Genomic DNA, 17100 nt, shown 5'->3' on the forward strand with positions numbered 1-17100 from the left:
TAAAAGTATACTTATGTTACATTTTCATTACAAAATAGATTGATTATAAATTAATTCCGGATCTTTACTTGATGATGCAGGTAGACAAGCATAAAATAGATAGGGCATGTGTGAAAGGAGAAAAAACTAAATGAATGTATTTCAGCAGTTGTATAAAAGTATCTATTCCCCAAAAGATATTGCAAAATTCCGTTTCCAGGGAATTGGTAAAACGATTCGTTTCATTTTTCTGCTCGCCCTTATTTCGATCCTCCCTGTAGTATGGCAATTCTTATCGTTCACTACCGGGGCACTTGATACATTAAGGGAATCTGTGGAAAAAGAACTTCCATCCTTTACAATTGAAGACGGTATGCTATCTTCCGATAAGGCAACACCCGTTACCCTTGAAAAAGAAGGTATGAACATCATCCTTGATGGTACTGGACAAATGAAAGAAAGAAATTTAGATAAGAATGAAAATACGATTGCTTTCCTTAAAAAGGATTTCGTCGTTATTAGCCAAGGCCACGTACAATCTTCATCTTATTCGTTGTTTGGTGGTACCGCTGTTACAAAAAATGAATTACTCAGCATCCTGGATTCTCTTAAGGATCTAAAATGGATACTGATTCCCGTGGCATTATCCATTCTTTACCTGTTCACCTCGGGGATGACATTCTTGAAAATAACCATTTTTGCCATTATTGGTATTACGTTCGCGAATGTCCTTAAGCGAAATCTACAATACCGTCAGAGCTTTCGAATCACTGCATATTCAGCTACTGTCTCTACACTGTTTTTTACCCTGATGGAACTATTGCAAACCAGGATACCTGCTGCTCCAATTTTAGACTGGTTTGTCATAACTGTGATTCTTTATTTAGTCGTAAAAGAAATCCCTCAAAGGAAAATACGCCATTAGTAAAAGGCTGGAACAAAAGTGTTTTAGTCAAATAAAAATCCGAACGATTACTCGAAATTCTTTTAGGAAAATCGAAATCGTTCGGATTTTTATTAATAAAGAATTAGAAGATATTCAATGGTACACCCTGAACACTAAAGTATAAATTTTCTGCTCAATTGGCTTAATCGGGTAGAAACGGTTAAAAGTTGTTCTCCTGCAACATAAAGGGAGTGTAATGATTTATCGAATTTTAGGATGAAAGACCCATTTTTTTCGTTGAGTAAGCAACATGAAAAGAAAGATATTAATCATTGATAAAACAAATGAAATGATAAACATATGTGTGGGAGCTTCTCTCCACACGCCAAATGCAATCGGACCCAAAGCCACTCCGCCGAATCTCACAGCTCCATAAAGGCTGACAACGATCCCTCTTTCATGTTCAGGTACGCTACTGGTGATAAATGTATTAATGACAGGAAGCATCAAACCTAACCCCGCAAAACTTACCGTAATTAAAAACATCAAAAATCCTAAGGATGATAAAAAGATTAATACGCCCAACGGGAAAGCCATTGTAATGATTCCATATTTCATATATGTCCACCCTAATTCCTCATCCGTCTTCAGCCTTTTCCCACACCAGTAAGAACAAATCGTCATCGACCCGAGGGGGAAAATAAACGAGAACCCTTTAAAAAACCCATCAATTTGAAAAGTATTTTCAATGTGGTAGGAAAGATAGAAGAGAATGCCGAATAATAAAAATAAGCCTGTCCCCCCAATGGCATAAAGAGGAATCAACAGACGTCCCTTTGACATAAAGATGGAGGTGAACGCTTTTTTGTCCATTTTATGAACAGCCTTTTTAGAATCAACCATACTTCTTAAACCAAGTAAGATCACTGTGGATAAAACCGGGAACACCCAAAAGGACTGATTCCAGAGAACAAGTTGGGCAAGAGTGGCACCAGTAAGTGGAGCAACCACCTTGCCGATACCATTGAACACCTCCAAGGAACCAAGCATCCTTGAACGCTCCTGCCCTTGATAAAGATCACCGATCAACGCCATGGCAAGAGGAGTCGTCCCGGCTGCTCCAACACCTTGTAATCCTCTACCAAGCATAAATAGACTAACGATCCCTCCGCTGACGATACAAAGGACACTTCCAAGAATCATAATCCATAATGAAATACTGATGATACGTTTTCGCCCATAACGGTCGGACAACCCACCCGCAAACGGAATGACAAGCGCTGCGGGAATCGTAAATGAACTTAAAATGAATCCTGACCATCCGCCACTCAAATGCAAATCTGCTTCAATACTTGGAAGGATGGGAATAAGCATGGAATTCCCCAGTACCATCAGTATGGGCAGTAAACCGATTACAAATGGGAGAAGCTTATCTTTCATGTTTTACAACTCCTTCATTTGACCATTCAGACATCAAACTAAGCGGGAGGAAATATAGATGAAAAGAATGGCTGTTTTCTTTGGTATTATCATTCTTCTCTACAGTGTTTATTATGATTTAAATAAAGGAACGTTAAGGCTTCTTTATAAAGAAGCCACCGTCGCAACCGCACAACCCCAGGAGAAGGTGGATCAAAGGCAATCGCCTGAAGACTCAGCTGAAAAAGAAAAGACTCCTTCCTCTCTTTCTTATGTGGAGATGGAAGTAAAACCGGGTGATACAGTTCTGAGTCTTGTGGAGGACCTCCTTGATGGATCCATACCAGTCTCGATTGATCGGGTGATTTCAGACTTTGAAGAATTGAATGAGGTTCCCCCGGCCAAAATCCAAATTGGGAAAACCTACAAGATACCGAATTATCAATGATATAGCCATGCAATAAACACCTATTTCTTGTCATTTCACACAAAACACTGTTACAATAGCTTCGTATTAACTATAATGAAACTTTGAGAACCTTTCTAAAGGAGCGAATTACACTTGAGTGAAATTATACATCGTTCAAAAACACGTCCGGTCAAAGTCGGCGATTTAACTATCGGCGGTAATAACGAACTTGTCATCCAAAGTATGACTACAACAAAAACACATGATGTTGAAGCAACGGTTAAAGAAATTCTACGTCTCGAAGAAGCAGGATGCCAGGTCGTCAGAGTTGCTTGCCCAGATGAACGTGCAGCAGATGCCATTGCTGATATTAAGAAACAAATCAATATACCTCTTGTTGTCGATATACATTTTGACTATAAATTAGCCTTGAAAGCCATTGAAGGCGGCGCTGATAAAATCCGGATCAATCCTGGAAATATCGGTCGCCGTGAAAAGGTCGAGGCTGTTGTCAAAGCAGCGAAAGAAAAAGGTATCCCGATTCGAATCGGGGTAAACGCAGGAAGCCTGGAACGAAAAATCCTGGAGAAATACGGTTACCCTACGGCTGATGGTATGGTGGAAAGCGCACTTCATCACATTAAAATTCTTGAGGACCTTGATTTCCATGACATCATCGTATCCATGAAAGCTTCTGATGTGAACCTGGCAATCGAGGCATACACAAAAGCGGCCAAAGCATTTGACTACCCTCTTCATCTGGGGATCACTGAATCAGGTACACTTTTTGCAGGAACAGTAAAGAGTGCTGCAGGCCTTGGTGCAATTCTAAGTCTCGGGATCGGTAATACCCTTCGCATTTCCTTGAGCGCGGACCCTGTCGAAGAAGTCAAAGTGGCGAGAGAATTATTAAAATCATTTGGATTATCATCAAATGCCGCTACGCTGATCTCGTGCCCGACGTGCGGCCGTATTGAAATTGACTTGATATCAATTGCCAACGAGGTGGAAGAATACATTTCAACTATTAAAGCACCGATCAAAGTGGCTGTCCTTGGATGCGCAGTGAACGGTCCTGGTGAAGCCAGAGAGGCTGATATCGGAATTGCCGGTGCCCGGGGGGAAGGACTCCTATTCCGGAAAGGAAAAACGGTCCGTAAAGTACCTGAAGAGACAATGGTGGAAGAACTGAAGAAAGAAATTGACAAGATTGCTGAAGAATACTTCGCAAAGCAGGAAGCTGAAAAGAAAGAACAGGAGCAAGTCTAATCGAATGATGAAAAAGAGGGCCGATCAAAGATCAGCCCTCTTTTCATGGTTTCCTGAAACGCTCCCAATTTCAAGAATAACGATTTATTTTAAAAGAACGGCAGTACAAATAATCCTACGATTATCGATACGGCCCCAATTCCAATTGCCCAGGCACCAAGCATTTCTGCTCCCCGGCGTCTTGCCACAAACCCAAGGACAATCCCAGCTGCCCCCATAATGACCGGGAGGATAAATAAGGAAAGAATGGATAGGGCAAGTGCAGAGTATCCTAACACACGACCCGATGTTGTCGTATCTTCGGCAGCATCATGTTCAAAGTCGCGGCTGACATTCATTGGAGCAGCAATTTCTGCTGCTGTTTCTTCACGATAATCATTTCTATCCACATCTGTTTCCGGATTGTCGTAATACACGTCGATATCTTGAAGATTTCGATCAACGCTGTTTAATTCGCGTCGTTCATCATTCATACAGCAATCCCTCACTTTCTGTGTTTGGGAGCCTTCTTATTGTGTGTCAGTTTGCCTTTTTTACTATGCTAATCTTTGTCATTTTTGTTATCTCCAAATTTCCATGACGGGCCATCTGCTTGAATATTTTCTGATGCAAGTTAGAATCTTTTTTATTTAATTCTTTTGGTAATGTTTGTTGCTCCTTCAAGAAGTGTGTAGTAGTTGAGTTCCGAATCCACAAGCCCGCTTTTTGCTCCAATCAACTTTCGAAGCATGTATGCTTGAAGAGATAAATAGCGACAAATTTTTGATAACCGACCTCATATTTTGGATAAAGATAATATCATTTATAGAAAAAGATGTTCTCTTTTGGATTGTTCCTTGACACCTTTTAGCTCTGCCCCGAAAGCGAAGCTGAGGAGGCTCGGCCGTTCGTCCGCGGAAAGCGAAGCGGTTCCACACACCATCTTAGCACACATTATTTGGCAGAGCGTTGAAATGGTAAGCCTCAATAGAAAACATCATTTATTTAAAGGACAGAAATGTGATAAACTTGAAGGAGTTTTTATAAAGAGGAGCATGATAAAGAATGAAACGTTTTGGAATCGATATCGATGGGACAGTTACGTCACCCGAATCTTTACTGCCTCACATAAATGAACATTTTCAATTGAAATTAACCTTACAAGACATCACCCAATACGAATTGACAGAGGTTTTGGACATTTCTCCTCAAACCTTTGGTAAATGGTTTACAGAAGCAGAACCGGTTATCTACAAAGAATCTCCCCTTGCTCCCGGAGCGAAAATGATCTTGGATCAATGGAAAGAAAAACATGAGCTTTATTTCATCAGTGCAAGAAGAACGGACCTTATCCAAATAACGAAAGAATGGTTCAATGCACAAGACCTTATGTATCACCATATTGAATTAATCGGGTCCCACGATAAAATATCCACTGCTAAAAAACACGACGTCGACATCTTTTTTGAAGATAAACACGATAATGCAGTGGCTATTTCAGAAGAACTGTCCATTCCGGTGCTATTATTCAACACGCCCTATAATCAGAAGCCGATTCCGGAAGGAGTCATCCGTGTGAATAATTGGATGGAAGCGGATGAGTGGGTCCTGCACTGGCTTAAACAACAAAGTCAATCATAGAAAGAAGACCTGGCAAAAGTGTTTAGTTGAATAAACCCGAACTAACAATGAATTCAAGAGTTCATTGTTAGTTCGGGTTTTTATTAGTATTGTTCCAAAATGCCCGTTGAGTTATTAGTGTGTTCCAGCGTTTGATTGGAGTGCAAGACGAAGACTACTGGGGGAAGAGTAGCTGATGTGAGACCCCGGAGGCAAAGCCAGGGAGGCTCACGGGCTCCCCGCGGAAAGCGGAGTCTTGCACGGAAGTCATTAGCGCTATTAAAAGTTTTCTGAAATGTTCGTCTTTTGGTTGCGGTCTTTTGGTTTTATCCCAAGCTCTTCCTCTATCCCTTGTGAAACAAGGATTTAAATTGTTCCACGCGCTTCCTGTTCACTTTGAAATCATAATACCCTAAGCGTGAGCCCGATTTAAAATGCAAAAGGTTTGTATTCTCATCAATATAAAGTTCCAGGTCATCCTTGAACTTCAACCACTTGGATGTGAAGACCCCATGCACATAATGCGTCTGCTCTTCCTTGATTTCTACACGTTCAAATTGATTCAAGGTCATGTGTATTCTTGCTTTCGTTTCTTCCAATCCCCCGCTTATGGGAAGAGGGGCGATTCGGTGGTAAGATGAAAGATCTATGGTACTCACGCAGTTTTTTTTATTCGTTGGGCAATGTGTAAAAGGGACCGAATCCATGGCTACATCTCCTCTATATTCCTTCTATATACCCGCTTTTTCCCTCCATTATACAAGATTAAACACTGGAAGATAGAAGAAAAAAGAGACCCCATAAGGGATCCCTATTGACATTGCGGGCATTTACCATATATTTCGAATTTATGTCCTGAAATATCATACCCGGTTTCTGCTAAATTTTCTTTCAACACTTCCATTGGACATGTATGGATTTCTTTCGTTTTCCCACAGTCCATACAAATAAAGTGATGATGATGGTGGGTACTTTCACACATGATCCGGAAATGTCTTTCACTGGATAATTCCGTTTCTTCCAGTATCCCAAGTTCAACGAACAGACTTAAATTTCGATAGATGGTATCGAAACTTAAACCAGGGTAATCTTCTTTCATGAAATCCAATACGTCCCTGGCCGTTAAATATTTATTTGAGCTTGAAAACAGTTCTAGTAACTGCTCCCGTTTTCCTGTATGCTTATATCCTTTTGCTTTTAACAGATCCATTGCTTCCGTTACATTCAATCTCTACACCTCACCTATAGAAGAATGACTCGATCTTAATTTCTTTATCACTATTGTTATGAGAAGAATCAAAATGGCCGTAAGAACAATCGTTCCACCCGGGGCAAGATTCAAATAGAAAGCACTGACAAGTCCGATGATCACGGAAATCTCCCCGAATAATAGGGAATATCCGATCGTCTGCTTGAAGCCATTCGCAATCCTGATACTTGCAGCAACCGGCAACGTCATTAATGACGATACCAGGAGAATGCCCACAATGCGCATGGAAGCGGCAATGACAAGGGCCACCATAATCATAAAGATAAAGTGGATTGCCTTCGCAGGTATCCCTGATGCCTTTGCATGATCCTCATCGAATGATAAGAGGAACAATTCTTTATACAATAAGACAATCACGCCGATGACAAGGAGACTGATTCCACCAATCAGATACAAGTCCCCCCTGCTGACTGCACTGACGCTCCCAAATAAATAACTGAATAAATCCGTGTTGAAACCGTCTGCCAGTGAAATGAATATGACCCCTATCCCGATTCCACCGGATAGGATGATCGGAATCGCAAGCTCCTGGTAATGCTTATATACCATCCGTAATCGTTCAATGAATAAAGAGCCCATTACAGAGAATGCCATTCCAAAGTAGAGTGGATTCAATCCTGAAAATGCAGGTACCATTTTACTCAAATACAGACTAGCCGCAATACCGGATAGGGTGACATGACTCAGGGCATCTGCAATGAGAGAAAGTCTCCTTACCACGATGAATGCCCCCAGTAACGGGGCGATGATCCCGATGAGTATTCCTGTCAGAAATGCATTTTGTAAAAATTCATATTGAAAAATAGCTTGAAGCATTTTCTTCCCTCCGATCGATCATGAATGATGATGTTCATGCTCATGATTCAAAAAATGTACATCATGACCATAAAAAGAGGAAAGCTGACTTTCTTTGAGCTTTTCAAACTCTTCTGTTTTGCCATGGAAATGTAAATGTTTATTTAAGCAGGCAACATGTGTCACCTTGTTTGAAATTGATCCGATGTCATGGGTGACCAAAACGAGTGTAATCCCCAAATCTTTATTCAACGTTTCTAACATTTCATAAAAATTTTGGACGTTCCGGCTGTCTACCCCCACTGTAGGTTCATCCAGGATCAATACATCAGGATGACTGACCAGGGCTCTTGCGATGAATACTCTCTGCTGCTGACCTCCTGATAATTCCCCAATATTCCGTTTGGCAAACTCGCTCATGCCGACAGACTCGATTGCTTCATACACATCTTGCTTGTATTTCGATGAAACGCGCTTGAACAATCCAGCCTTTTTGGCCAGCCCACTGGCCACTACTTCATACACCGTTGCCGGAAATCCTGTGTTAAAGCTGTTTGCCTTCTGAGAAACAAATCCTATACGATGCCATTGTTTGAATTTATGCTGCTGAATACCGAACAACTCGATCTTCCCATGCTTCACCCGCAGTAAGCCGAGAATAAGCTTTAATAGAGTAGATTTTCCAGAACCGTTCGGACCCACGATCCCAAGAAAAGCACCCCTTGGTATGCTTAGGTTAATATCCTCGAGCACTCTTTCACGCTCATATCGGAAATTTACATCTTTTATTTTAATCACTGCATTTGTCGTATCCATTTCAATTCATCTCACTTTATAAGAATCATTACGATTTAAAAGTACAAATGGTAGTATACAGGATGTATGAGCAATTGTAAATGATTCGGTTCATCATTCAAAAAAGACCGCCCCAAAGGCAGTCCAGTATGGTTTAGATTTAATATTCGTGCTTCAATGAATGGCAGATTTGAAACGTGCACCCTTTGTTTCCTGGGTACTCATGATCGTAATGAATGCATTCGAATCCACATCCGACACAATCGATTTTAATTTTGTTACCTCTAGCCTGGTGACCACGACGTATATAACTTCTTTGTCGTTGTCCGTATAGCCGCCACGTCCTTTTAACATGGTCGTTCCCCTGCCAAGTCTTTGCAAGATCGCATCCGAGACATCAAGATAATGATCCGAAACGATGATAACGGCTTTTGTTTCATCCATCCCCTGAATGACTGTATCAATGGTTTTGAAGGCAATATAATAAGTCATGACCGAATACATGGCTTCCTCGATACCAAAGACAAATGCAGCCCAGCCGAAAATGAAAATATTCATGAACATGACAAACTCCCCGACGGAGAATGGCAATTTCTTTGTCAAAAGGATTCCAAGAATCTCGGTTCCATCCAACGACCCTCCATGACGGATTACAAGCCCAACACCAACTCCAAGAATCAATCCTCCGAAGACAGTTGCCAGAATCTCTTCGGTTACGAATGGGTCCATATGATGAAGAAGACTTTCAATGATCGCCAACGCGACGATGGCAAACAGGGAAGATACAACAAACGTCTTCCCGATCTGTTTGTAGCCGGAATACATAAACGGAAGATTTAATAGTACAAGCAGCGTTGAAAAATTCAGAAAAGGGATTGAATCGGAAACCAAATAATCCAGGATCAGTGAAATACCGATGATCCCCCCATCAATGATATTATTGGGTACGAGAAACAGCTCAATCGACACAGCGGCGAGTCCCGCTCCAATCGTAATAAAAAACAGACGGTATATAAAATGGAGGGAGCTTTCTTTCTTATGTACTCTTTGAGTCATAATCCATTCCTTTCCTTTCACTTATTTTAAAATAAAAGTGTCACTTTCTTGATGTGAGATACATATGTATCAGTTGAGGAGTGATAAACATGAAGCTTTTACAAAATGTGATTAATCATAAAATCAATCATATTACGAATGATGAGTTATTAAAGTATGCCAAACAATATAATATTTCACTGACGTCCCAGCAGGCAACAAGCATCGTTTCAAGCGTGAAAGGAAAAAACATCAATATCTTTGATGATGCTAAGAGAAGCAGGTTAGTGAAAAATCTTGCCAAGGTCATAGGTCCTGCCAAGGCAAAGGAAATCAATCAGCTCTTTTTGCAGCTCATCCGATAGTAAAGAAAGAGGAGGCGTCCTCAATTCTTGAGAAATGACCTCCTCCACGCTTTACTGATTCAATATTTTCGACAATACCTCTTCATCAAAAGTTTGATTTCGGAGCATTTCGATTTCGAACTTGTAAGGAGGTTTTTTATTTTTCTTATCTTCTCCTACATACGGAGTTTCCAGAATTTTAGGAACCTCTTTGAGCTGTGGATGATGCACAATATAATTCAGTGCTTTGAATCCAATATGACCGAACCCCAGGTTTTCATGTCGATCCTTGCTTGCTCCCCGTTCATTCTTACTATCATTAATGTGAAGCACTTTTAAGCGATCGACGCCTACGATTTTATCAAATTCTTCCAATACACCATCAAAATCTTCTACAATATTATACCCTGCATCATGTGTATGACATGTATCAAAGCAGACGGAAAGGCGGTCATTCAGTTCTACTCCGTTGATGATTTGAGCTAATTCCTCAAATGATCTGCCACATTCGGAACCTTTTCCAGCCATTGTTTCCAGCGCAATTTGAACTTTATGGTCTTTGGTCAAAACCTCATTCAGACCTTCAATGATTCTCTCAATACCCTTGTCTGCTCCCGCACCGACGTGTGCACCCGGGTGGAGGACAATTTGCCCTGCCCCCAGAGCTTCCGTGCGCTCGATTTCAGAGCGTAGGAAATTAACTCCCAATTCGAATGTAGCCGGGTTGGTCGTATTGCCGATGTTAATGATATAAGGGGCATGCACGACGATGTCCTCTATTCCATTTTCTTTCATGTGAGCAAGACCCGCTTCAATATTCAGGTCTTCGATCTTTTTTCTTCTTGTGTTCTGTGGCGCACCTGTATATATCATGAAGGTATTCGCACCATACGAAACAGCCTCTTCACTTGAAGAGAGTAACATGTTTTTTCCACTCATGGAAACATGGGATCCAATCTTAACCATTCTTCTCAACTCCTAAGAAATTCTCTCTTTATTGTATCGAATGTGGACATATGAATCACGTTCAACCACTTATTTGTTTCTGTTTTTTATTCTTCTTTCACGCTTCTTGATTTGATCCATTTTGTATTTCATTTTCTTTTTATATCCCGGTTTAACCGTTTTCGGTTTACGGACTAAGGATTTCGCCTTTTCATCAATATCATCAACGTTCGATTTTTGACGGTTTTTACGCTTATTCAAGGGTGGCAACTCAGACCATTCTCCCTTTTTTATATCCCGATGAGAAAAGCTGATTCCAAGCTTCTCCAAACGATTCAATGCATCTTCATCTGAAGGCGTATAAATGGTGTATGCAATACCGCTATTACCGGCACGTGCTGTACGGCCGGAACGATGAACATAGAAATCCAGATCTTGAGGCAATTCAAAGTTAATGATATGACTTATCCCTTCGATATCGATCCCTCTGGCCGCTAAATCTGTTGCCACGATGTATTGAAAATCAAGGTTTCTTGTTTGCTTCATCATTTTCTTTCGCTCACGTGGAGAAAGATCACCATGAATACGTCCTACCTTCAAACCCTTCGCAATAAGAGCATCGGCAACTTCATCCGCCTTTTGCTTGGTATTGGTGAAAACAATTCCTAAATATGGGTTAATTTCCACTAAAATATTGTACAGCAGATTCGTTTTATCCCGACTCTTCAAAGGTACGATCACGTGTTGAATATTCTTCGCAGAAAGCTGTTCCGGCTCTACATGTGCATATTGCGGATTTTCCATATACTTTTTCAGGAAAGGCTTCAGCTTTTCCGGAATTGTTGCAGAAAACACTAACATTTGGAGTTTCTCAGGCATCTTTGCCGCAATCTGATCTACATCTTCAATGAATCCCATATCGAGCATGAGATCTGCTTCATCGATCACAAGCACTGGGGCTGTATAGACAAACAATGCCTTATCTTTCACCAGGTCATTAATCCGTCCCGGAGTACCCACCACAATATGAGGCTGATGCTTTAATTTCTCGATGGTTCTTTGCTTGTCCGTCCCACCAATAAAGCAGCGGGATACAATCTCACTGTCCTTCGTGATCTTAAGTACTTCCTGATAGATTTGTTGTGCCAACTCACGCGTTGGTGCAGTTATGACCGCTTGTACCTGTTGATTGGCTGCAGTTACCTTTTCAATGATCGGCAACAGGTATGAGTGGGTTTTTCCCGTTCCCGTTTGGGATTGACCGATCGCACTTTGACCTTTTAGGATCAGAGGGATCATTTTCTTCTGGATTTCAGTTGGTTCGTAGAAACCCAGTTCTTCTACAGCTTCATTAATGAATGACTGAAATCCGAATTGCAGAAATAAATTCTTCTTCATTGAGCACATCTCCTTTTATCGTCATATCCTTTTATTTACGCTGTCATCGGGATGGATGTCATAAGTCGTTCCCATCATCACCACAGATTTATATAAAATGTACAGATCACTTAATAAGTTGTCAGTGATTTTATTTTAACGTTAGCAAGCGTCATATTTAAAGAACATCTAATCATTATAATCAATTTTCAACAAAACATCTAGGTCAACCTGATATTATTTCAGATGATATTGTCACATTACCCTTTTTTATCCTATTGCATACTCTATTAAGACAACGAATTTATTCGAAGGAAGGAGGCTGTCAATATGCCACCTAGAAGAATGAGGAATCAAGGTCAGGATATGCGAAATCCTTTCGGAATGAGACAGCGTAGTGGCAACAGTTTCGGGTTGCAGCAACCTGACAGAAATAACTTGGGGATGAGACAGACACAACCCCCACCGTTTCAATTTGGAAGGCAAAATTCAAATCAAGGCTTTAATATGGGAATGAATCAAAGAGGAAGAAGCAGTGGCCAAGGCAAGGGCTTGCTGTCTAAGTTTCTGAAAAAAGGAGAAAACCGCAATGCAGGCGGAGGCGGTGGACTTCTCCAACAATTTACAAGAGGTGACTCCTCTGCCGATACAACGGGATTTGAACGTTCACCACAGGCATCAGGCGGGATCATTCAAACCCTTTTGAACCCGGGCAATGTCAATTCTTTTTTGTCTAATACTCAACAAATGTTGCAGACTGCCCAGCAATTAGGTCCGATGTTTCAACAATACGGCCCCATGGTCAAAAATATTCCCTCTCTGTGGAAGCTGTATCGTGGGTTAAAAGATATGTCTGCAGATGATGCGTCTGATGAAAAGACGGAGGACGTAAAAAGTGAAGAAGAGAACGATATCCCCGAAGCAGAAATACCGGTTAAGAAAAAAAAGAAAAAGAAACCCTCTACGGAAATCACTGACGAAGAAGAATGGGAAGAGGAGGCTCCGGTTAAATCAAGTTCAAAACCAAAACTCTATATCTAAAAGCCTTATCCCTAAAGGTAATGAATCACCTGACAGGGATTATTTTTTTGGCCAATAGTACGAATCCTCTTTTAATATGGACCGTTTAGCTCTGGCACCCAATGCTCCTTTAGAGGGTGAGGGGAACTGCGTAGACTCCTACGGAAAACCGGCGTGCCGAGACCCCCTTGCGGAGGCTCGGCCGAACGTGAGTGGAAACCGGAGCAGTTCCCCTCACCCTGCAGCACACACTCCTGTTAAGAGCCTTTTGATAAAAGCGAAGACCCTGGTCCCCCCCTCTATCCAGCCATTTATACTCCATTTAATATCGAACAAAAATATTCTTCCACCCCCTTCTCTTTGTCAGACTGACCTTTCTCCTTTATAATGAAGACAAAACCTTTTCTTATGTAGGAGGATATTCATAGATGGAAATTATTAAGATTACTCCGAGAGGCTATTGTTATGGTGTAGTAGATGCAATGGTCATTGCAAGAAACGCTGCATTGGACAAATCGCTACCTCGTCCAATTTATATCCTGGGTATGATCGTTCATAATAAGCATGTAACCGATGCATTTGAAGAAGACGGGATCATTACCCTCGATGGAAGTAATAGAAAAGAAATCATTGAGCAGGTAAATGAAGGAACGGTGATCTTCACCGCTCACGGCGTATCTCCTGAGGTGAAAGAAATTGCCAAGCAAAAAGGTCTTGTCACACTTGATGCAACATGTCCTGATGTCACAAAGACACATGACCTGATCCGCTCCAAAGAAGCTGAGGGCTATGATGTGATCTATATCGGGAAAAAGGGACATCCAGAGCCTGAGGGGGCAGTCGGGGTAGCACCTGAAATCGTTCACCTCGTTGAAACAGCCGAGGACGTTGAAAAGCTATCCATCGACAACGAAAAGATCATCGTGACGAACCAAACGACCATGAGTCAATGGGATGTACTCGATACTATGGATAAAGTAAAAGAAATGTACCCTCACGTTGAGTTGCACAAAGAAATCTGTCTGGCAACACAAGTACGACAGGAAGCAGTGGCGGAGCAGGCAGGAGATGCAGATGTCCTCATCGTCGTTGGCGACCCGAAAAGTAATAACTCAAATCGCCTCGCGCAAGTGTCGAAGGATATCGCAGGTACACCAGCCCACCGCATTTCAGACATTAGTGAACTGGACATTGAATGGATTAAAGATGCAAGCGTCGCAGCGGTCACAGCCGGTGCATCTACTCCAACGCCCATTGTCAAAGAAGTCATTAAATTTCTGGAAGCCTTTGATCCAAACGATGAATCCACCTGGACAAGGGAGCGCAATGTTCCATTAAATAAAATACTCCCGAAAGTACGGAAAGCGAAAATGGGAACGAAATAAATACAATAAAAGGCCCCTTACGATTACGCAAGGGGCCTTTCCATTTTTTACATATACGTGAAAGGATTTGTTTCCGCTTTGGATGCGAAGATATTAACAATATATCCTTTTTCCGAGCATCTTTTGGCAAGATGAGCAGCTACTCCCTCTTTCATCACTTTCTCGATATGATGACCTGCATCCACTACATTAAGTCCCATCATCATGGCGTCATGAGCGGTATGATAATAGATATCACCGGAAACAAACACATCCGCGCCCTGTCTTTTGGCTTTTCCGATGAACTTATTTCCATCCCCGCCGAGTACAGCTACTTTCTTCACCTTTGCTTCCCCGTCCCCGATCAATCTGATTCCGTCCATGCCAAATGTTTTCTTCACGATCAAAGCAAAGTCCTTGAGGCTCATTTCCTCTGCTAAATATCCTATTCTTCCCAGGCCAAGGGCAGGTAATTCATTTTCAAGTGAATAGATATCATAGGCGACCTCTTCATATGGATGATGGGTAAACATCGCTTTCAGTACTTTTTTCTCCAGGGAAACAGGATAAACCGTCTCCACCTTTTCTTCTGAGACCTCTTCAAGAGCGCCTTGCTTCCCTATGTGGGGGTTTGCACCTTCTTGAGGCAGGAATCTGCCCCGTCCTTCGGTTGAGAAGCTGCAATGGGAATAATCCCCTATATGTCCTGCTCCAGCTTTACCTAAAGCCGTACGTAGTTCCTCTGCATTCTCTTTCGGCACATATACCGCCAATTTACGGAGATCCTCTTGATAGGTAGGAACAAGTACTGAGGGATCCTGTAACTGAAGCATATCAGCAAGCAGGTCATTCACACCCCCTACCGCCACATCCAGATTGGTATGTGCAGCATACACTGCAATATCATGCTTGATGAGCTTTTCAATCATCCGTCCTTGATACGAGTCCGTTTGCAATGATTTTAATGGCCGAAATAATGGCGGGTGATGGGCAATAATGAGTTTGACATTATTCTTGATGGCTTCATCTACAACATTTTCAAGAACATCTAAGGTAATCATTACATTTTCAACTTTTTCATTCAGCCTGCCGATTTGAAGTCCGATCGGATCTCCCTCTTCGGCCAGGTATTTCGGTGAGAATTCCTCAAATAGCTGAATAATTTCATGACCGTTCACTGTTTTCATAGGATAAGGACCTCCTCTACCATGTTTATTTTATGAATGAGCTCAGATTTCCTAGCTTCTAACGCTTCTGTCTTCTCTGCTTTTTCCATGTTATTCACGATATTCTTCCATTGACGAAGCTCCTGATTCCATTTTTTAATGAATGCATCGTTTTGATTTTTCATCAAGAATGGTCCGAGGAGCAGTTCTTTTTCAAGTTCCTTGGAATAGTGAATCTTCGGATTGCCTTTTTCCGCAATTAAAATTTCGTAAAGTTTTTCATCTTCTTCGAGAATTTCTTCTCCGATCAAGTCCCACTCATTGTCCATCAGCCACGTGCGTATTGATATTGCACTCACATTAGGCTGAAGGATCAACCTTGTTTTGTCAGTAAGTTTGTCCTTACCTGCTTCCAAAATCGAGGCAATCAGTGTACCTCCCATTCCGGCAATCGTAATGCAATCTACTTCTCCCGGAGCTGCTATGACTTCTAAGCCATTTCCAAACCTTACTTCTATCTCCCGGGTTAACCCGGCATCTTCTACTTGTTTTTTTGCAGAAAGGTAAGGACCTTTCACCACTTCTCCGGCGATGGCTGAGGATGCAATGCCTTTATTGACCGCATAGCATGGAAGGTAGGCATGATCTGAGCCGATATCTGCAATCTTTGATTGTTCCGGTATGTATGACACAACTGTTTCAAGTCGTTTTGATAAATGTTGAATATTCATTCGTTCACCTTTACTCATTTTTATTGGAATTCTAATATGATACCCATTCTAACCAACTTTTCAATATAAAAAAAGCCCTTTGTCAAAAGACAAAGAACCTTTTTTAATCAATCATTATTTTAGTGATTTGATCCAGTCTGCCATTGCATCTAGATTTTCATCCTCTACAAGACCAGCCGGCATGATGCCTCCACCATTTTTGATTCTATCCTTGATCTCGTCTTTAGACAGCTTCGTTCCTTTAAGAGCAGGACCCGCGCCACCTTCATAATTACCACCATGACAAGATACACAAGATTCCTTGTACTTAGCTTCCGGATCGAACTCCCCGCTTGAAGCCTCTTCACCTTCTTTACCAGCAGTCTCACCATGCTTTTCTTCCTTCGCTTTTTCATCAGCATTGTTAAGGCCTTCAATCGATAAGAAGAAAACAAGACCAATTCCAAGAGCCATAATAAGTACGAACGGAATGATTGGATTACGATTCATGATTTTAACCTCCTTTATGTACAACATCCAAAAAATAGTGCTCTTTTTTCAACACTTTATATTTTACTGTAAAAAGCGACAAAGTAAAAGTACTATCAATTAACTTTTCCATCTTTCTCACAAATTAGACACATTTTCTTCTATTTTCCTTACTTCCATACTCTCTTCTATCAATTAGGTCCTGAAGTAGAAAAAAGAGAGGAGCTCT

General features: G+C 41.4%; 19 protein-coding genes. 7 read left to right on the forward strand and 12 right to left on the reverse strand.

What is annotated here, in order from left to right:
• Positions 1-130 precede the first annotated feature (130 nt).
• Positions 131-904 carry a DUF1189 domain-containing protein gene (locus BAA9072_RS04620; protein ID WP_201713506.1) on the forward strand — a complete coding sequence of 258 codons (774 nt, stop codon included), beginning with the start codon at positions 131-133 and terminating at the stop codon, positions 902-904.
• A gap of 222 nt (positions 905-1126) precedes the next feature.
• Here the strand turns inward: BAA9072_RS04620 and BAA9072_RS04625 are convergent, their stop codons facing one another.
• A complete protein-coding gene (locus BAA9072_RS04625; RefSeq protein WP_201713507.1) occupies positions 1127-2305 on the reverse strand; it encodes an MFS transporter in 1179 nt (392 codons plus the stop codon).
• 58 nt (positions 2306-2363) lie between these two features.
• Here BAA9072_RS04625 and BAA9072_RS04630 point away from each other — a divergent pair, with 58 nt between their 5' ends.
• Positions 2364-2732, forward strand: a complete 369-nt coding sequence (locus tag BAA9072_RS04630; protein ID WP_201713508.1) for a hypothetical protein — start codon at positions 2364-2366, stop codon at positions 2730-2732.
• Between the two features lie 123 nt (positions 2733-2855).
• Positions 2856-3962 carry a flavodoxin-dependent (E)-4-hydroxy-3-methylbut-2-enyl-diphosphate synthase gene (ispG, locus tag BAA9072_RS04635; protein WP_201713702.1) on the forward strand — a complete coding sequence of 369 codons (1107 nt, stop codon included), beginning with the start codon at positions 2856-2858 and terminating at the stop codon, positions 3960-3962.
• An 89-nt stretch (positions 3963-4051) separates the two neighbouring features.
• On the opposite strand, the gene BAA9072_RS04640 is transcribed toward ispG, so the two are convergent.
• Positions 4052-4435 (reverse strand): DUF4190 domain-containing protein, encoded by a 384-nt coding sequence (locus tag BAA9072_RS04640; RefSeq protein ID WP_201713509.1) that lies wholly within the window; start codon positions 4433-4435, stop codon positions 4052-4054.
• Between the two features lie 571 nt (positions 4436-5006).
• Here BAA9072_RS04640 and BAA9072_RS04645 point away from each other — a divergent pair.
• Complete coding sequence (locus tag BAA9072_RS04645) at positions 5007-5582, forward strand: hypothetical protein (RefSeq protein ID WP_201713510.1); 576 nt, start codon at positions 5007-5009, stop codon at positions 5580-5582.
• Between the two features lie 323 nt (positions 5583-5905).
• On the opposite strand, the gene BAA9072_RS04650 is transcribed toward BAA9072_RS04645, so the two are convergent.
• From BAA9072_RS04650 to BAA9072_RS04670, 5 genes are all read right to left on the reverse strand, one after another.
• Positions 5906-6268, reverse strand: a complete 363-nt coding sequence (locus BAA9072_RS04650) for a DUF1499 domain-containing protein (RefSeq protein ID WP_201713511.1) — start codon at positions 6266-6268, stop codon at positions 5906-5908.
• 104 nt (positions 6269-6372) lie between these two features.
• Positions 6373-6789 carry a Fur family transcriptional regulator gene (locus BAA9072_RS04655; RefSeq protein WP_201713512.1) on the reverse strand — a complete coding sequence of 139 codons (417 nt, stop codon included), beginning with the start codon at positions 6787-6789 and terminating at the stop codon, positions 6373-6375.
• Positions 6790-6792: 3 nt separating this feature from the next.
• Positions 6793-7647, reverse strand: coding sequence for a metal ABC transporter permease (locus tag BAA9072_RS04660; RefSeq protein ID WP_201713513.1), 855 nt, complete (start codon positions 7645-7647; stop codon positions 6793-6795).
• An 18-nt stretch (positions 7648-7665) separates the two neighbouring features.
• A complete protein-coding gene (locus tag BAA9072_RS04665) occupies positions 7666-8442 on the reverse strand; it encodes a metal ABC transporter ATP-binding protein (RefSeq protein WP_201713514.1) in 777 nt (258 codons plus the stop codon).
• Positions 8443-8595: 153 nt separating this feature from the next.
• Complete coding sequence (locus BAA9072_RS04670) at positions 8596-9477, reverse strand: YitT family protein (protein WP_201713515.1); 882 nt, start codon at positions 9475-9477, stop codon at positions 8596-8598.
• Between the two features lie 89 nt (positions 9478-9566).
• On the opposite strand from BAA9072_RS04670, the gene BAA9072_RS04675 reads away from it, so the two are divergent.
• A complete protein-coding gene (locus tag BAA9072_RS04675) occupies positions 9567-9821 on the forward strand; it encodes a DUF2624 domain-containing protein (RefSeq protein WP_201713516.1) in 255 nt (84 codons plus the stop codon).
• Between the two features lie 51 nt (positions 9822-9872).
• Here BAA9072_RS04675 and BAA9072_RS04680 read toward each other — a convergent pair whose 3' ends face one another.
• Positions 9873-10766 carry a deoxyribonuclease IV gene (locus BAA9072_RS04680; protein ID WP_201713517.1) on the reverse strand — a complete coding sequence of 298 codons (894 nt, stop codon included), beginning with the start codon at positions 10764-10766 and terminating at the stop codon, positions 9873-9875.
• Between the two features lie 69 nt (positions 10767-10835).
• Entirely contained in the window at positions 10836-12143 is a 1308-nt protein-coding gene (locus tag BAA9072_RS04685; RefSeq protein WP_201713518.1) for a DEAD/DEAH box helicase, read from the reverse strand.
• 309 nt (positions 12144-12452) lie between these two features.
• Here BAA9072_RS04685 and vrrA point away from each other — a divergent pair, with 309 nt between their 5' ends.
• Positions 12453-13163 (forward strand): VrrA/YqfQ family protein, encoded by a 711-nt coding sequence (gene vrrA / locus BAA9072_RS04690; RefSeq protein ID WP_201713519.1) that lies wholly within the window; start codon positions 12453-12455, stop codon positions 13161-13163.
• A gap of 407 nt (positions 13164-13570) precedes the next feature.
• Complete coding sequence (locus BAA9072_RS04695; RefSeq protein ID WP_201713520.1) at positions 13571-14527, forward strand: 4-hydroxy-3-methylbut-2-enyl diphosphate reductase; 957 nt, start codon at positions 13571-13573, stop codon at positions 14525-14527.
• Between the two features lie 47 nt (positions 14528-14574).
• On the opposite strand, the gene BAA9072_RS04700 is transcribed toward BAA9072_RS04695, so the two are convergent.
• The 3 genes from BAA9072_RS04700 to cccA all read right to left on the reverse strand — a co-directional run bounded on the left by BAA9072_RS04700 (position 14575) and on the right by cccA (position 16892).
• Entirely contained in the window at positions 14575-15693 is a 1119-nt protein-coding gene (locus tag BAA9072_RS04700; RefSeq protein ID WP_201713521.1) for a Nif3-like dinuclear metal center hexameric protein, read from the reverse strand.
• Positions 15690-16403, reverse strand: a complete 714-nt coding sequence (locus BAA9072_RS04705) for a tRNA (adenine(22)-N(1))-methyltransferase (protein WP_201713522.1) — start codon at positions 16401-16403, stop codon at positions 15690-15692. Before BAA9072_RS04705 ends, BAA9072_RS04700 begins: the two co-directional genes overlap by 4 nt.
• Before the next feature lie 114 nt (positions 16404-16517).
• Positions 16518-16892 (reverse strand): cytochrome c550, encoded by a 375-nt coding sequence (gene cccA / locus BAA9072_RS04710; protein WP_201713523.1) that lies wholly within the window; start codon positions 16890-16892, stop codon positions 16518-16520.
• Between the last annotated feature and the right edge of the window lie 208 nt (positions 16893-17100).

It is taken from the genome of Rossellomorea arthrocnemi, from assembly GCF_904424705.1.
GTDB classification, from domain to species: Bacteria; Bacillota; Bacilli; order Bacillales; family Bacillaceae_B; genus Rossellomorea; species Rossellomorea arthrocnemi.

Excerpts from the sequence above, each read along its gene's own strand:
- BAA9072_RS04620 (WP_201713506.1), top strand. The coding sequence starts at position 131 with ATGAATGTATTTCAGCAGTTGTATAAAAGTATCTATTCCCCAAAAGAT.
- BAA9072_RS04625 (WP_201713507.1), bottom strand. The coding sequence starts at position 2,305 with ATGAAAGATAAGCTTCTCCCATTTGTAATCGGTTTACTGCCCATACTG.
- BAA9072_RS04630 (WP_201713508.1), top strand. The coding sequence starts at position 2,364 with ATGAAAAGAATGGCTGTTTTCTTTGGTATTATCATTCTTCTCTACAGT.
- BAA9072_RS04640 (WP_201713509.1), bottom strand. The coding sequence starts at position 4,435 with ATGAATGATGAACGACGCGAATTAAACAGCGTTGATCGAAATCTTCAA.
- BAA9072_RS04645 (WP_201713510.1), top strand. The coding sequence starts at position 5,007 with ATGAAACGTTTTGGAATCGATATCGATGGGACAGTTACGTCACCCGAA.
- BAA9072_RS04650 (WP_201713511.1), bottom strand. The coding sequence starts at position 6,268 with ATGGATTCGGTCCCTTTTACACATTGCCCAACGAATAAAAAAAACTGC.
- BAA9072_RS04660 (WP_201713513.1), bottom strand. The coding sequence starts at position 7,647 with ATGCTTCAAGCTATTTTTCAATATGAATTTTTACAAAATGCATTTCTG.
- BAA9072_RS04665 (WP_201713514.1), bottom strand. The coding sequence starts at position 8,442 with ATGGATACGACAAATGCAGTGATTAAAATAAAAGATGTAAATTTCCGA.
- BAA9072_RS04670 (WP_201713515.1), bottom strand. The coding sequence starts at position 9,477 with ATGACTCAAAGAGTACATAAGAAAGAAAGCTCCCTCCATTTTATATAC.
- BAA9072_RS04675 (WP_201713516.1), top strand. The coding sequence starts at position 9,567 with ATGAAGCTTTTACAAAATGTGATTAATCATAAAATCAATCATATTACG.
- BAA9072_RS04680 (WP_201713517.1), bottom strand. The coding sequence starts at position 10,766 with ATGGTTAAGATTGGATCCCATGTTTCCATGAGTGGAAAAAACATGTTA.
- BAA9072_RS04685 (WP_201713518.1), bottom strand. The coding sequence starts at position 12,143 with ATGAAGAAGAATTTATTTCTGCAATTCGGATTTCAGTCATTCATTAAT.
- vrrA (WP_201713519.1), top strand. The coding sequence starts at position 12,453 with ATGCCACCTAGAAGAATGAGGAATCAAGGTCAGGATATGCGAAATCCT.
- BAA9072_RS04695 (WP_201713520.1), top strand. The coding sequence starts at position 13,571 with ATGGAAATTATTAAGATTACTCCGAGAGGCTATTGTTATGGTGTAGTA.
- BAA9072_RS04700 (WP_201713521.1), bottom strand. The coding sequence starts at position 15,693 with ATGAAAACAGTGAACGGTCATGAAATTATTCAGCTATTTGAGGAATTC.
- BAA9072_RS04705 (WP_201713522.1), bottom strand. The coding sequence starts at position 16,403 with ATGAATATTCAACATTTATCAAAACGACTTGAAACAGTTGTGTCATAC.
- cccA (WP_201713523.1), bottom strand. The coding sequence starts at position 16,892 with ATGAATCGTAATCCAATCATTCCGTTCGTACTTATTATGGCTCTTGGA.